Raw genomic sequence first — 14679 nt, forward strand, 5'->3', positions numbered from 1 at the left:
AGGGAACACATCACTTCTTCTCTGTTAGAGCAATTCAAAGCTCTGCTGCTTCACATCCAGGGAGTCCAGCCCGATCTGTACATTGAACTCGCCCGGTTCTGCGGCGAATTTCAGCTGGGTGTTGTAGAACTTCAAGTCTTCCTCGGTGATGGTGAAGTGCACAACGCGCTCTTCCCCAGCCTTGAGCATGATCTTCTGGAAGCTTTTCAGCTCCTTGATCGGGCGAATCATCGAACCGGCCACGTCCCGGATATACAACTGCACCACGGTTTCGCCATCCACCTTGCCGGTGTTTTGCACCGTCACGCTGGCGTCGAGCTTGCCGGTCTTGTTCAGGGTGGTGGACGACAGCGCCATGTCCGACAGGCTGAAGCTGGTGTAGCTCAGGCCATAACCGAACGGGAACAGCGGCCCGGTGGTGTCATCGAAGTACTGCGAGGTGTAGTTGCCCGGTTTGCCCGGCGTAAACGGCCGGCCAATGCTCAGGTGGTTGTAGTAGGTAGGGATCTGCCCTACCGAGCGTGGGAAGGTGATTGGCAGCTTGCCCGACGGGTTGTAGTCGCCGAACAGCACGTCGGCAATGGCGTTACCGCCTTCGGTACCGGCGAACCAGGTTTCCAGGATCGCGTCAGCCTGTTGGTTCTCTTCGAGAATCGACAGAGGACGGCCATTCATCAGCACCAATACCAGCGGTTTGCCGGTGGCTTTCAAGGCCTTGATCAGGTCCCGCTGGCTTTGCGGGATGTTCAGGTCGGTGCGGCTGGACGATTCGTGGGACATGCCACGGGACTCGCCCACGGCCGCAACGACAACGTCAGCCTGCTTGGCGGCCTTGACCGCTTCGTCGATCATCACCTGCGCCGAACGCGGGTCGTCTACTACTTCCGGGGCGTCGAAGTTGAGGAAGTTCAGGTAGTCGACCACCGCTTTGTCAGCAGTGATGTTGGCGCCTCGGGCGTAGATCACCTTGCCTTTTTCGCCGATGACGGCGTTCATGCCGTCCAGCAGGGTCACCGATTGCGCGGGTTTGCCGGCGGCGGCCCAACTGCCCATCATGTCGATCGGCGCCTTGGCCAGCGGGCCCACCAGGGCGATGGTGGCGGATTTTTTCAACGGCAGGGTGTCGTTCTGATTTTTCAGCAACACCAGGCTGCGGCGCGCTACGTCACGGGCTTCGGCGCGGTGCAGGCGGCTTTCGGCGTAGGTGTCGACCGGGTCATCCTCGGCCTTGCCGATACGCAGGTACGGGTCGGCGAACAGGCCCATGTCGTACTTGGCGCCGAGCACTTCGCGCACAGCGTTGTCGATGTCGCTTTGTTCGATCTCGCCGGACTTCAGCAAAACGGGCAATTCCTTGCCGTAGAGCTGGTCGTTCATGCTCATGTGGATACCAGCCTTGATCGCCAGTTTGGCCGCTTCGCGACCGTCTTTCGCCACGCCGTGCTTGATCAGTTCGAAGATGGCGCCGTGATCGCTCACGGCCAGGCCCTTGAAGCCCCACTCTTTGCGCAGCAGGTCGTTCATCAACCAGGTGTTGGCGGTGGCGGGCACGCCGTTGATGGAGTTCAGGGCCACCATCACGCTGCCGGCACCGGCCTTGATCGCTGCGTGGTAGGGCGGCAGGTAATCCTGGTACATCTTCACCGGGCTCATGTCGACCACGTTGTAGTCGCGACCGCCTTCCACCGCGCCGTACAGGGCGAAGTGCTTGACGCTGGCCATGATGCTGTCGGCCTTGGCGGCGCTGGTGCCCTGGAAGGCCTTGACCATCACCTCGGCAATGCGCGACACCAGGTAGGTGTCTTCGCCAAAACCTTCGGAAGTTCGGCCCCAGCGCGGGTCGCGGGAAATATCGACCATCGGCGCGAAGGTGATGTCGAGACTGTCGGCAGCGGCTTCCTGGGCAGCAACGCGCCCGGAGCGGCCAATAGCGTCCATGTCCCAGCTGGAAGCGAGGGCCAGGCTGATGGGGAAAATGGTCCGGTGGCCGTGGATCACGTCATAGGCGAAGAACATCGGGATCTTCAAGCGGCTGCGCATGGCCGCGTCCTGCATCGGACGGTTTTCCGGACGGGTGATCGAATTGAAAGTGCCACCGATGTTACCCGCGGCGATTTCCTTGCGAATCATTTCCCGAGGCATTTCCGGGCCGATGCTGATCAGGCGCAACTGGCCGATCTTTTCATCGAGGGTCATCTGTTTCATCAGGTCGCTGACGAAGGCGTCCTTGTCCTTGAGCGCAGCAGGCTTTGTCTCGGCAAATACGGGGTGACTGGCTAGAGTGGCAACAAGGCCGAGCAAACACAGCTTCTTCATGGATATCCTTTTTTTGACTCACTGTGCAGAGCTGACTGGGAGCGCTGCTCGGCCAAAATGTGGGGAGCGTCTATTGTTGTTCGGGTGTTGTTCAGATAAATGCAGCACACTTCTGAACTCTTATTCGCGCTGGGCATCTTTTAGCTGATTGCCTCGATGCAATCCAGTGGTGGCAGATTATGCCCCAAGCGCGTGATGAAAGGGTTAGTCGTCAAATTCCATAGGGTCGGCAGGAGAAACACCATGCAAGCAGCACAAGGTTTTCGATGGGGCTGGAAAGCCGCGGCATTGCTACTGATCAGCACGGTGCTGAGCGGTTGCGGCATCAACAAGATTCCCACTCTGGACGAACAGGCCAAGGCTGCCTGGGCCCAGGTGCAGAACCAGTATCAACGGCGTGCTGACCTGATCCCCAACCTGGTGGCAGTGGTCAAGGGCTACGCCGCCCATGAGCAGGACACCCTCACCGCCGTGATTGAAGCGCGGGCCAAGGCCACCTCGATCCAGGTCGATGCCAGCACCCTCGACAACCCGGAAAAACTCAAGCAGTTCCAGCAAGCCCAGGATGGTTTGAGCGGCGCCCTCAGCCGTTTGATGGTGGTGTCCGAGCGTTATCCGGACCTGAAGGCCAACCAGAACTTCCTGGCCCTGCAATCGCAGCTTGAAGGCACGGAAAACCGCATCAGCGTGGCCCGTCGCGACTTTATTGCTGCTGTGCAGGCCTACAACACCGAGATCCGTACCTTCCCCGGTCGCCTGTGGCACAGCGTGATGTACAGCGACTTGCCGATTCGCGCGAACTTCGAAGCTACCAGTGCCGATGCCGATAAAGCGCCGCAAGTGAAGTTCTGATCAGGCTTCAATGAGGTGTAGATGCGTGTACTAAGGATAGGCCTGGCGCTGTGGCTCCTGGCATGTGTGACCACCGCCCAGGCGGCGCTGACGTTTCCGGCGCTGACCGGGCGGGTGGTGGACAGCGCCCAGATGATCGACCTGGCGGTGCGCGAGCAACTGACCCAGCAATTGCAGGCGCTGGAGCAAACCAGCGGCGACCAGATCGTGGTCGTCACGGTGCCCGACCTGCAAGGTGTGCCTATTGAAGACTACGGTTATCAATTGGGCCGCCACTGGGGTATCGGCCAGAAGGGCAAGGACAACGGCGCGCTGTTGATCGTTGCCCGGGATGAGCGCCAGTTGCGCATTGAAGTCGGCTACGGCCTGGAAGGCGTGCTCACCGATGCGCAGTCCTGGGTAATCATTAATCAGGTGATTGCTCCGGCGTTCAAGACCGGCAACTTCAGCAAGGGCATCAGTGACGGTGTCGCGGCAATGCTGCAGGTGGTGGGCGGCGACCCGCTGGCTGTGCCGGCCCATGTGGCGGACGCCAACTTTGCCAAGGACAATCCGGTGTTCTCCATCGGCTTGTTCATTATGCTGCTGGTGGTGTTGTGGCTGTGCAATCGCATGGGGCTGCCGGTAGGCGCGATCCTGCTGGCGATCCTCAGCAGCAGTGGACGTGGCGGCGGTGGCGGAGGCGGCGGGTTCCGAGGCGGCGGTGGTGGTTTCGGCGGTGGCGGGGCCTCGGGCGGCTGGTAATGACAATAACTAAAGAGCATCTACAACCATGGCATTACTGAGTGAACATGAGCAACGCCAGGTCGCCGAAGCGATTGCCAAGGTCGAGCAACAGACCGACGCGGAGCTGGTGACCGTACTGGCGGCCCGCGCCGACGACTATGCCTATATCCCGCTGTTGTGGGCCAGCCTGGTGGCGTTGGTGGTGCCGGGTATCGTGCATTACCTGTCCGGCTGGCTGACCATGCACACCTTGCTGCTGGCGCAATGGGCGACGTTCATCGTGCTGTGCCTGATCTTCCGCTTGCCGAAGATCACCACCCGGCTGATCCCACGCTCGGTGCGTCATTGGCGAGCGTCGAACCTGGCGCGACGGCAGTTCCTGGAGCAGAACCTGCACCACACCCTGGGCCGCACTGGCGTGCTGATCTTTGTCAGCGAGGCCGAGCGTTATGTAGAGATTCTGGTGGATGACGGCATTTCCAAACGCCTGGATAACAGCAGTTGGGACGCCATCGTCAGCGCTTTTACCCAACAGGTGAAACAAGGCCAGACCTTGGCCGGGTTTATCGCCTGTATTGAAGCCTGCGGGGAATTGCTCAAGGTGCATGTGCCAGTGACGCAGGCGCGTAATGAGTTGCCCAATCGGTTGGTGGTGCTCGAATAGCGATCAGCCTCCTACCGTTGGGGAAATAACTCCGTGCCCTGGCGGGCTATCCCCCCTAAAATGCCCGGTATTCCCAGCCCGAGGCGTTTTTGTTCATGTCTGTCACCGCTAAACCTGCCAGCCCCGCGCCGGATCATCATGCGCAGTTCCTGGAACTGCTGACCGAGAGCCTTGAGCAAAACGCCTTTATCAAGCTGGTGCTGGCCAAGTACGTTGGTGAAGAAGCCGAGCTGCAACGGCTGATCATCAAGCAACTGACGGTCAAGGATCAGCCTTGCCTGTCCTTCGTCTACCGCTACAAGACCCGCGACATCACCAAGAACTTCTCCCTTGAAGAGGGCGTAGCGACGATTGCCGAGCTGTTGCCGGCTTTGTTCAAGAACGCGCACCTGCTGTCGGTCACCGACGAAGCCCAGTTGGAATACAGCAAGAAGAACAAAAGCTCGCTGTTCAAAAGTAAACCGCAACAGCTGCGCGAAGCACCGTCTGCCGAGCACAACCGCGAGAAAAACCGCTTCCTCGACCTGAACCGGCCGTTCCTCGCCGACCTGGGCGTGACCAACGCCAAGCACGAGCTGATCCCGGCGATGTCGCGCAAGTGGAAGCAGATCAACAAGTTCATCGAGGTGTTCAGCCATGCGCTGACCACCTCACCGTTGCAGCTGGATCAGCCAGTGCGGGTCGCAGATTTCGGTTCGGGCAAGGGCTACCTGACCTTCGCCATTCACGACTATCTGCGTAACACCCTCAAGGCCGACGGCCAGGTGACCGGCGTCGAGTTGCGCGAAGACATGGTGACGCTGTGCAATAACGCCGCTGCCCGTCTGGAACACACGGGGCTGGTGTTCAAGTGCGGTGACGTACGCACTGTGGCGCCCAGCGAATTGGATGTGATGATCGCCCTGCATGCCTGCGACATCGCCACCGACTACGCGATCCATACCGGCATCCGTTCCGGCGCGTCGATCATCATGTGCTCGCCGTGCTGCCATAAACAGATCCGCTTGCAAATCCAGAGCCCGGTGTTGCTCAAGCCGATGCTGCAATACGGCCTGCACCTGGGCCAGCAGGCGGAAATGGTCACCGACAGCCTGCGGGCGCTGTTCCTGGAAGCCTGCGGCTACGAGACCAAGGTCTTCGAGTTTATCTCCCTGGAACACACCAACAAGAACAAGATGATCCTTGCCGTCAAACGCTCGGAGCCGGTGGACAATGCCCAGTTGCTGGTGAAAATCCAGGAGCTGAAGGCGTTCTACCACATCACTGAGCACTGCCTGGAAACCCTGCTGCGGGCGGATGGTTACTTGAACTGAACACGCCCCTTTGTAGGCGCGGGCTGGCTCATGCAAAGGGCGATGTAGTAGCGGGTCATTACCTGGCTCAAACGCCGGGGTCTATCTTGGCTACTTCTGTCTGCCCAACCGTTCAACCGGAGGAATGCCCCCATGGCCGCGAAAAAAATCCTGATGCTGGTCGGCGATTACGTCGAAGACTATGAAGTGATGGTGCCGTTCCAGGCGCTGCTGATGGTCGGTCACACCGTCCACGCCGTCTGCCCGGACAAGCGCGCCGGCCAGACGGTGCGCACGGCGATCCATGATTTTGAAGGCGACCAGACCTACAGCGAAAAACCCGGCCACCTGTTTGCCTTGAATGCCGACTTTGCCAACGTTGACGCCGCCGACTACGACGCGCTGCTGGTGCCCGGCGGTCGCGCTCCTGAATACCTGCGCCTGAATGAAAAAGTCCTGCAACTGGTGAAGGCTTTCGACCAGGCTGGCAAGCCCATTGCGGCCGTGTGCCACGGTGCGCAGTTGCTGGCGGCGGCGGGTATTCTTGAAGGCCGCGAATGCAGCGCCTACCCGGCGTGCGCGCCGGAAGTGCGACTGGCGGGCGCTACGTTCATCGATATCCCGGTGACCGACAGTCATGTCCAGGGCAATCTGGTTACGGCCCCGGCCTGGCCAGCGCATCCGAGCTGGCTGGCGGGTTTCCTCGGCCTGCTGGGCACGAAAATTACCTTGTAAACCGGAGGTCATCGCCATGTGCGAGCTGTACGTCAAGGCCGACCCGATTCTCTACGAATCCCGCTCGCGCTCCCTGCGCATCTGCGGGGTAGTGACCACCCTGCGCCTGGAAAACCAGTTCTGGGACATCCTCGGCGAAATCGCCGCGGTGGATGGCATGACCACCAATCAGTTGATTACCAAGCTGTATGAAGAAGTGATGGATTACCGGGGGGAGGTGGTGAATTTTGCTTCGTTTTTGCGGGTGAGTTGTACCCGCTATTTGAGCAAGCAGCGCGCCCAGATACCGGGATTGAGCCTGGTGAGCACCAAATCCGAAGCACTGAAGATTTAGTTGGGCAACGGGCCGGTCTTCACACTGGCCCGTAGATACTCTGTTCCTCGGTGCTGGGGGCTGATCTGATGGCGGTGGTGTGGTCGACGTAGCCTCGCTGGGGCTCGACAACTGCGATTTTTGTGCAGATATTCCCTCGTAGCAGCGGTCGAGTGAAACGAGGCCGCGTTCGAGGACGCAGTCCTCGTAAAATCCAGCTACGTAGCCTCGTTCCACTCGTCAACTGATACGGCTGTTGACGCGGTCCTGTATTTCAGAAAAACCGCGTCACGCTGATCTTGGCATTGCGTCCTACGCTGTAGGCACTGTCACCGCTCAACGCCGGCAGGTAGCTGCGATTGAACAGGTTGTCGACGGTGAAGTTGACCTCGGTGCCTTTGAGATACGCCTGTTGCGGTTTCCAGTTGGCGAACAGGCCCTGGGTATCGTAGCTGTCGTTGGCGTATTGGTCATAGAACCTGTCACCGAGGGAGCTACCGATACCTTCTGAGTATTTGTCACTCGGCAGGCGGTCGGTCTTGCGCACGAACTGCCCTTGCCAGCCCACTTTCGCGTCCCAACTCGGGATTTTGGTGCCCACCACAGCGACCCATTTGGCCGGTGGAATATCACGGGCCCAGACGTGGGTGCCCCATGGGTTGGTGTAAGGGTTTTCCCGTTTGCCGGTGGTCCACGAGTAGGTCAGAGAGCCGAACAGGTAGGTTGAGTCGTAGTAGCTTTCGACCTCGAAGCCCTTGATGGTCATGCTGCCGACGTTGCGGTAGTTGGACATGGCCGGCATGCCCTTGCACGACTCGGAAATCGTCCCACCGACAATTGTCTGATTCTCACAGCCCACGCCGGTGGCCTTGAAAATCTCGTCTTCGATCTTGTTATGGAACAGCGTGGTGCGCAGTTGCAGGTTGTCGCCTTTGGCGATGACGTTGGCGAAGTCGGTGATGTTGCCCACGGTGATGGCAGTAATGCGTTCCGGGTCGAGGTCGACGCTGGTGGCGGTGCGGTTGCCCAGGCCCTGAACTTCGTACTGTTCGTCGATCACTGGCGCGCGCCAGGTGCGGCTCCAGTTGGCAAACATCGCCACGTCCGGCGTGACTTTCCAGAACGCCGCCAGGCGCGGCGACCAGCCGGTGTAGGTGCGGTCGCTGTAGTCGTGGCCGAAGGACGGATCGGTGTTGCTGTAATACGGCGCATCGTTTTCTTCGCCGCGGTTGCGCACATGGTCATAGCGCAGCGACGGGGTGATGGTCACGTCGCCCAGAGTTACCGCGTCCTGGATGTAGAACGCATTGGTGTCGACCTTGCCGTGGGGCATGAAGGCCGGCTGGAAATGCCCGTAGTTGTATTTGGGGGTGTCGTAGGTTGCGCCTGGCATCCAGCTTTCGGTTTGGCGGATGTGCTTGCGGATCTGTACGCCGGTGGTCAGCGCATGCTCCAGCGGTCCGGTGGCAAACAGGCTGATGTTGCGCAGTTCGAGGATCTTGTCCTTGTAGGAGGTATCCATCTTGCGCCCACCGGTGGAGAGGCCGAAGAAGGCCGTGGCGTCGCGTTCGTCGGTCTGGTCGGTATTGGACTCCGAGTAGCTGAGCTTCATGTCCACCAGCGGGTTGTCCAGGGGCTGGTATTCGTACTTGCCGGACCACGTGGTGTCGACGGTATCGCGGCTGGCCAAAAAGCGTTTCAGCGCGCCCTTGTAGCCATAGCGGTCGATGTTGGCCTGGCTCGGCGGGTCCGGGTAACTCTTGGCTGAGAACGGCGTCCAGCGCTGACTGTTGGCACGGGAATAGGACATGCCGACGCTGTGCTCGTCAGTGAGGTGCATGTTCAGCTTGAACAGTTTGCCGTCGACATCCTGGGCGCTGTTCGGCAGGCGCTTGGGGTTGATCGGAAACCGATTGCTGGGATCGGGACGGCTATCTGCCAGCTTCATATCGTCGCCGTCGCGCTTGGTCAGGTAGGCCAGGGCATCGAAGCGGCCGTCGTCGGTGCGGCCATAAACGGCGCCGCTGTAGACCTGTTCGTGGTCGTTGCTGGAGTAACCGTACTTGAGCATGGCGCCGCTGTTGCGACCGTCCTTGAGCAGGTCGGGGGCATCCTTGGTGATCATGTTGACTGTACCGCCAAACCCGCCGTTACCGGTGAAGGCCGAGTGCGGGCCTTTTTCCACCTCGATGTTTTTGATCAGCTCAGGCTCGATAAATACCGTGCCCTGTTGATAGCGCTCGAAACCACTTTTGGTCGCGCCATCGACGGTCATCGGTACGTCTTCGGCTTCGCCCATGCCACGAATATTGATGGTCTGGCCGCCCGGCTTCATCGAGCCGCCCATGCTTACACCCGGCAGCGTCTGCAACAGGCTGGGAATGTTGTTGGGCTGGTAACGGTCGATATCGGCCTGGGTCAGGGTGGAACGGCCTACTGTGCTGGAGTCGACTTGATTGCCGGTGCCGATCACGCTCAAGGCGTCCAGTTGCACGATGCTGCTGGAGGTCTTACTTTCTTCGGGGCGCACGACATAGGTGCTGCCCACTTTGATCAGGGTAAATTCGCCATTTTTCAGCAGGGTGCGGATCGCCACTTCCGGGGTGAAATCGCCGTTGATGGCTGGCGCCTGGATGTTTTTCAACCGGTCTTCATCAAACAGCAGCTGGATTTTCGCCTGTTGCGCCACTTGGCTCAGGGACGTGGCCAGGGATTGGGCCGGCAATTGCAGTTTGAACGACTCGGCCTGGGCCGTGAGGCTGAAGGCCAGGCAGGTGGCGATCAGTGTCGGTCGAAGAAACAGGTGTTGAGCATGGCAAGGCGCGCGAAACATGAAATCCCCCAGAGCGGCTAAGTAGCCAAAAAGGCATGCGTATCAAACGCAGACCGGAGGAAGACGCGGCAGGAAAAAAAATCCACACATGCGAATGCAAAATATTCTCAAATGGTGGCGGGCTGTCTTACTTGCGCGCTTCGATCCTGATTTTTCCGTCGGTCAGGGCCACGGTTTTTACTGGCAACAGCGCCGGTAGCGCGTTGATCAGTGCGTCTGGGTCATTCACATCGAGATTGCCCGAGACTTTCAACTGCGCCACCGCGCCATCGGCCAGCAACACGGCTTTTGGTCGATAGAGCCCCAACTCGTCAATCAGGCTGGCCAGTTCGCGGTTGCGAAAGGACAAATGCCCGCTGCGCCAGTCAGCAACCTCACCGGCGGCCAGGATTTGTTGTTGCAGGGTGCCCTTGGCATAGCTGTAGATGGCGCGCTGCTGTGCACCCAGCAACGTGGCGGTCGCCTTGCTGTCAGGTTCAAAGGCGACTTGACCGTGGGCGACGCTGACCACCAATTGTTGCTGACTGCGCCGTACATCGAACCCGGTGCCCACCACCCGTACATTGGCATCACCGGCGCGCACGAACAGTGGTCGCTCTTTATCGGCGGCTACCTCCAGGTACAACTGGCCCTGGTCGAGGTAGACGATGCGCTGGTGCGCGTTGAAATCAACCCGCAACCGGGTGCTGGCGTTGACGTACAAGGTGCTGCCATCTGGCAAGTTCAGCGTACGCATGCCTTTGTCCTGGGCGGCGACCGCTGTCTGATAGACCCCGCGCGGTGCACCGATATTGCTCGCCAGCAGGGCACAGACCAACGCGGCCGCCACGGCCAGTGCCGGGCGCCAGGGTGCGAGTTTAGGGGTGGGCAGGGCAACGGGTTTATTCAGCTGTTGCAACTCTGCAAGGTCGGCCCACAACTGTTCGAACTCGGTGTAGGCACGGGCATGGGCTGGTACCGCCTGCCAACTGGAAAATGCCTTGCGATCGGCGTGGCTGCCGCCGTTGCGGTTGCGCGCAAACCAGCCGGCGGCCTGGGCATCGATGGAGTCGTGCTCGTCAATTTCACGGCTATCGATGTCGCTCAAGCGGGTCATTCTGGCTGCTCCTTGCCGTGTTCTCGTTGAAGTCGCTGCTTGCAGTGCAGCAGGGCAAAGGCGATGTGTTTTTCCACCATGCTGATGGAAACGCCCATGCGCTCGGCGATCTGCGCCTGGCTCAAGCCTTCGAAGCGGTGCAGCATAAGGGCTTCTCGCCTGCGGGGCGAGAGTTCGGCGAGGACTTCTTTCAACTGTTCCAGGCGTTGGGTGCGTTGGGCGGCGGCCATGGGGTCGTTTTGCTCGTCAGTGACCGGCTCGGCGTCCCGTTCGGCCTGTTCGTTGTGAACGATGTGCCGCACCTTCTGTTTACGCCAATGATCACGCAGCAGATTGCGTGCCATCTGAAACAGAAATGCCCGTGGCTGCTCGACCTTGGCCCGGTCGCGGTAATCCAGCCATTGGGTAAAGACATCCTGGGTCATGTCTGCCGCGTCGCTGGCGTTGTCCGTGCGTTTGCGCAGGTAATGCAGGATGTCTGCATAGAACCCGCGAAAGGCATCGGCCGACAACGGGTCGGGCTTGAGACGAGGCATGGATATCCTTCTTGACGAAGCGCAGTGCAGCAAGGTCGCGAATGATATCGAGAATTATTGTTATTTGTCTCCAGGAAAATACATAGCCTCACCTGAGAAGATCGCTCCCATGCAGAGCGTAGGAACGATCGTTCGTTTACTTGAGCGTTGCCAACAACCCCTGCAACTGATCGACACCTGCTTCACCCAACGCAAATACCGGTAACCTTGGGTCACCCGCTTCTAACCCGGTCAGCCGCAGCCCGGCCTTGATCGTTGCCGGCAATCCACCTTTGAGGATGAAGTCCAGCAATGGCAACTGCCGATAAAACAGCTCCCGCGCCTTGCTCAGGTCATTGGCCAGTACCGCTTGGTACAAATCGAGATTGAGTTGTGGGATCAGGTTCGGTGCGGCGGTGCACCAACCTTTGGCACCCGCCGCAAAGGCTTCCAGGGCCAGCGGATTGCAGCCGTTGTAGAACGGCACCTGGCCGTTGCCGAGGCGTTGCAACTGGTGCATGCGCTGAATATCACCGGTGCTTTCCTTGACCATGGTCACATTGTCGACAGCCTTGACGATGCGCAGGATCAACTCCACCGACATATCGGTGCCGCTGGTGGCCGGGTTGTTGTAGAGCATGATCGGCACGCCGATGCTGTCGCCGATGGCTTGGTAGTGGGCGAGGATTTCCGCTTCGCTGAGCTTCCAGTAAGAGGCGGGTAATACCATCACCACATCGGCGCCATGACTTTCGGCAAAGCGCGCACGACGCACAGCCTTGGCGGTGGTCAGGTCGGAGACGCTGACGATGGTCGGTACCCGTTTGGCGACTTTTTGAATGCTGTAGGCGCTGACTTCATCCCACTCTGCATCGCTCAAGTAGGCGCCTTCGCCAGTGCTGCCCAACGGCGCGATGGCATGCACGCCGCTGTCAATTAAGTGGTCGATGGAGCGGCCCAGGGCGTCGAGGTCAATGCGCTCGCCGCCTGCGCTGAACGGGGTGATGGTGTAGCCGATGATGCCGTGAATAGTTGGGCTGGACATGGAGAATTTCCGGTCGAAAAGGGCTTCAGTTCAGGCAGTCGGCGTGTTGACGCAGATTCTGTCGAGCGTAGTAGTTGAACGCAGCACCGTGGCGCTTTGGCTTGGAGATCCAGTCATGGGCTTCGCGTCCCAGTTCCGGCAGGATCGGCTTGACGATGCCGGCGGCCATGGCCAACAACTGCAACTTGGCCGCCGGTTCGATCAACTGCGCAATGACGCAGGCCTCTTCGATGGTTGTACCGGTGGACAATTGGCCGTGATGGGACAGCAGGATGGCGCGCTTGTCCCCCAGCGCCGTAGTGATGATTTCGCCTTCTTCGTTGCCCACCGGCACGCCGGGCCAGGCTTCAAGAAACGCGCAATCTTCGTACAGCGGGCAGAGGTCCATGTGGGAAACCTGCAGCGGCACTTCCAGCATCGATAGCGCGGCGATGTGGGTCGGGTGGGTGTGGATGATGCAGTTCACATCCGGCCGGCCACGGTAAACCCAACTGTGAAAGCGGTTGGCCGGGTTGGGCATACCGTGGCCTTCGAGGACTTCAAGGTCTTCGTTGACCAGCAGTAGGTTGCTGGCGGTGATTTCATCAAAGCCCAAGCCCAGTTGCTGGGTGTAGTAGGTGCCGGGTTGCGGACCACGGGCAGTAATCTGCCCGGCCAGTCCCGAATCGTGGCCGTTTTCGAAGAGAATACGGCAGGTCAGGGCCAGCTTTTGCCGGTCGGTCCACGTATTATCCGCTAGGGTGTTTTGCATCTGGCTCAGTGCTTGCTTGACCAGTTGAAAGTTACCTGTCCAAAGTCGAACGCGGCCTCAACACCCCGTCGATTGCGGCTGCCCTGAAACTGGCCAAGGCCTTGAACGTGAAGGTCGAGGAGCTGTTCAGCGAAGACAACGTCAGCCTCGACAGCTACAGCCTGGTGCGCAGCCACGAACGTCAGCCGCTGTCCGGCACCGAGGCGTCACCCGGTTACGCGGTGCTGGCCCATCAGGTCAGCGAGCGTAGCCTGTTGCCGCTCATCATTTATCCGCCGGCGGAGTTTTCCGACAAGACCTTCAAGGAGCATCTGGGGGAGGAGTTTCTGTTTGTTCATGAAGGCCAGGTTGAAGTGGATTTCATGAATGAGAGAGTGATTTTGGAGCGGGGCGATGCGCTGCATTTCAATGCGCAAAAGCCCCACCGAATCAGGTCGGTGGGGGAAGTTCAGGCGCAGTTGTTGGTGGTGGTTCACAGTATCGAAGAGTGATCCGATCAGCGCTCGACCGGCACCGACAGCGCCGGATCGCCGAGCGCATGCGTGCGCGCATCAAAAAACCGCAGTTCCACCGCCATCCCCTCAAACAGCTCTGCATAACGCCGCTTCTGCTGCTGGATAAACCCTGCGCTGCGGCCAAACACCGAAATTGCCAGGGTTTTGACCTTCGACTGTCGGATCGCCTGCACCAGATGTAAATCCTGCGCGTCCAGGTGATGACCGAAGATGCACAGCGCGCCGGTATGGCTCAACAACTGCTCGTAGCAAAACGACAGGTAATCCGAACTGCGGATGGTCTTGAGCTTGTCCTCAACCTTGCCCTCGCTGACAAACAGCGGCACATCGTCCAGGGTCTTGATCGTATTGTTGATAGCAAAACTGCTGAGCAAGGTGCTGTCGGTGGACGGCAATTTGCGTGCGGTGCCATCGAGGTTGCGCACCAGATGCAGGCCGCCGTGCAGGTACAGAATGCGTGTAGCGTCGGTGGTGGTATTGCGCAGGTCGAAGCTGGCATCGGCGCTGCGAAACAGGTCGTCGATGCCAGGGGTTTGCAGGATTGCCCAGTAGTTGAGCAAATCGTAGTTGCTGGCAAACACCGTTTGATAACTGGCCAGTTCCTGGTTGATTTTCGCCAGCGTCGACGGCTGCACCAGGCGCCATGGAATGTGTACGCCATGGATGGTGTTGATCAGCGCTTCCTTGATTGCATAGTAGCGATTACGCGGCGCGGCCGAGCTGACCGCCAGGGCCTTGTTGACCCGGCTGGTGGTTTTCAGCGCGCCCAGCACCTGCTCGAAACTACGGGTCTGCATTGCGTCGAACACGCTCAGTTCGGACTGGCTCAGGGGTTTTTCTTCCACTGTGCGGGCGTTTTCGAACAGCGAGTCGTAGGCGAAATCTTCCCACACCGCGCGACTGGCGCCGTTGCCGATCAGAATCCCGGTGAAGGCGGTGGTGCTGCGCAGGGCGCTCCAGTCTTCAAGCTGGACGTCAAAATCCTGGGAATCCTTCATTGCGGCGGGTCTACTCAAAAACGGCTGG

13 protein-coding genes and 1 pseudogene are annotated in these 14679 nt (G+C 59.5%); 7 read left to right on the forward strand and 7 right to left on the reverse strand.

Going from position 1 to position 14679, the window contains the following annotated elements; translation table 11 throughout:
* Positions 1 to 24: 24 nt before the first annotated feature.
* Positions 25 to 2316: a beta-glucosidase BglX gene (gene bglX / locus FQ182_RS25210; protein WP_149414283.1), complete on the reverse strand. Its 2292-nt coding sequence runs from the start codon at positions 2314 to 2316 to the stop codon at positions 25 to 27.
* A 243-nt stretch (positions 2317 to 2559) separates the two neighbouring features.
* Between bglX and FQ182_RS25215 the strand changes: the two genes are divergently transcribed.
* The 6 genes from FQ182_RS25215 (at position 2560) to FQ182_RS25240 (ending at position 6919) form a co-directional block, all read left to right on the forward strand.
* Positions 2560 to 3168: a LemA family protein gene (locus FQ182_RS25215; RefSeq protein WP_133099310.1), complete on the forward strand. Its 609-nt coding sequence runs from the start codon at positions 2560 to 2562 to the stop codon at positions 3166 to 3168.
* Positions 3169 to 3189: 21 nt separating this feature from the next.
* Positions 3190 to 3912: a YgcG family protein gene (locus tag FQ182_RS25220; protein ID WP_149414284.1), complete on the forward strand. Its 723-nt coding sequence runs from the start codon at positions 3190 to 3192 to the stop codon at positions 3910 to 3912.
* Positions 3913 to 3940: 28 nt separating this feature from the next.
* Positions 3941 to 4558, forward strand: coding sequence for a TPM domain-containing protein (locus tag FQ182_RS25225; protein ID WP_149414285.1), 618 nt, complete (start codon positions 3941 to 3943; stop codon positions 4556 to 4558).
* Positions 4559 to 4653: 95 nt separating this feature from the next.
* Complete coding sequence (locus FQ182_RS25230) at positions 4654 to 5871, forward strand: SAM-dependent methyltransferase (RefSeq protein WP_149414286.1); 1218 nt, start codon at positions 4654 to 4656, stop codon at positions 5869 to 5871.
* 132 nt (positions 5872 to 6003) lie between these two features.
* On the forward strand, positions 6004 to 6585 hold the full coding sequence (locus FQ182_RS25235) for a DJ-1/PfpI family protein (RefSeq protein WP_149414287.1): 582 nt from the start codon (positions 6004 to 6006) through the stop codon (positions 6583 to 6585).
* A 16-nt stretch (positions 6586 to 6601) separates the two neighbouring features.
* Entirely contained in the window at positions 6602 to 6919 is a 318-nt protein-coding gene (locus FQ182_RS25240) for a ribbon-helix-helix domain-containing protein (RefSeq protein ID WP_149414288.1), read from the forward strand.
* 253 nt (positions 6920 to 7172) lie between these two features.
* Here FQ182_RS25240 and FQ182_RS25245 read toward each other — a convergent pair whose 3' ends face one another.
* The 5 genes from FQ182_RS25245 to FQ182_RS25265 all read right to left on the reverse strand — a co-directional run bounded on the left by FQ182_RS25245 (position 7173) and on the right by FQ182_RS25265 (position 13138).
* Complete coding sequence (locus FQ182_RS25245) at positions 7173 to 9731, reverse strand: TonB-dependent receptor (protein ID WP_149414289.1); 2559 nt, start codon at positions 9729 to 9731, stop codon at positions 7173 to 7175.
* 127 nt (positions 9732 to 9858) lie between these two features.
* Positions 9859 to 10827 (reverse strand): FecR domain-containing protein, encoded by a 969-nt coding sequence (locus FQ182_RS25250; RefSeq protein WP_149414290.1) that lies wholly within the window; start codon positions 10825 to 10827, stop codon positions 9859 to 9861.
* Positions 10824 to 11363, reverse strand: coding sequence for an RNA polymerase sigma factor (locus FQ182_RS25255; RefSeq protein WP_149414291.1), 540 nt, complete (start codon positions 11361 to 11363; stop codon positions 10824 to 10826). The genes FQ182_RS25250 and FQ182_RS25255 overlap by 4 nt, the downstream gene beginning before the upstream one ends.
* A 136-nt stretch (positions 11364 to 11499) precedes the next feature.
* Positions 11500 to 12387, reverse strand: coding sequence for a dihydrodipicolinate synthase family protein (locus FQ182_RS25260; RefSeq protein WP_149414292.1), 888 nt, complete (start codon positions 12385 to 12387; stop codon positions 11500 to 11502).
* A gap of 25 nt (positions 12388 to 12412) precedes the next feature.
* Positions 12413 to 13138, reverse strand: coding sequence for an aldolase (locus FQ182_RS25265; RefSeq protein ID WP_218575105.1), 726 nt, complete (start codon positions 13136 to 13138; stop codon positions 12413 to 12415).
* Between the two features lie 26 nt (positions 13139 to 13164).
* On the opposite strand from FQ182_RS25265, the pseudogene FQ182_RS25270 reads away from it, so the two are divergent.
* Positions 13165 to 13629 (forward strand): annotated as a pseudogene (locus tag FQ182_RS25270) (cupin domain-containing protein); the annotation flags it as partial.
* A 5-nt stretch (positions 13630 to 13634) separates the two neighbouring features.
* Here FQ182_RS25270 and FQ182_RS25275 read toward each other — a convergent pair.
* Positions 13635 to 14651 carry a DUF4917 family protein gene (locus FQ182_RS25275; RefSeq protein WP_149414294.1) on the reverse strand — a complete coding sequence of 339 codons (1017 nt, stop codon included), beginning with the start codon at positions 14649 to 14651 and terminating at the stop codon, positions 13635 to 13637.
* Positions 14652 to 14679 lie beyond the last annotated feature (28 nt).

The organism is Pseudomonas sp. ANT_H4, assembly GCF_008369295.1.
Lineage (GTDB): Bacteria > Pseudomonadota > Gammaproteobacteria > Pseudomonadales > Pseudomonadaceae > Aquipseudomonas.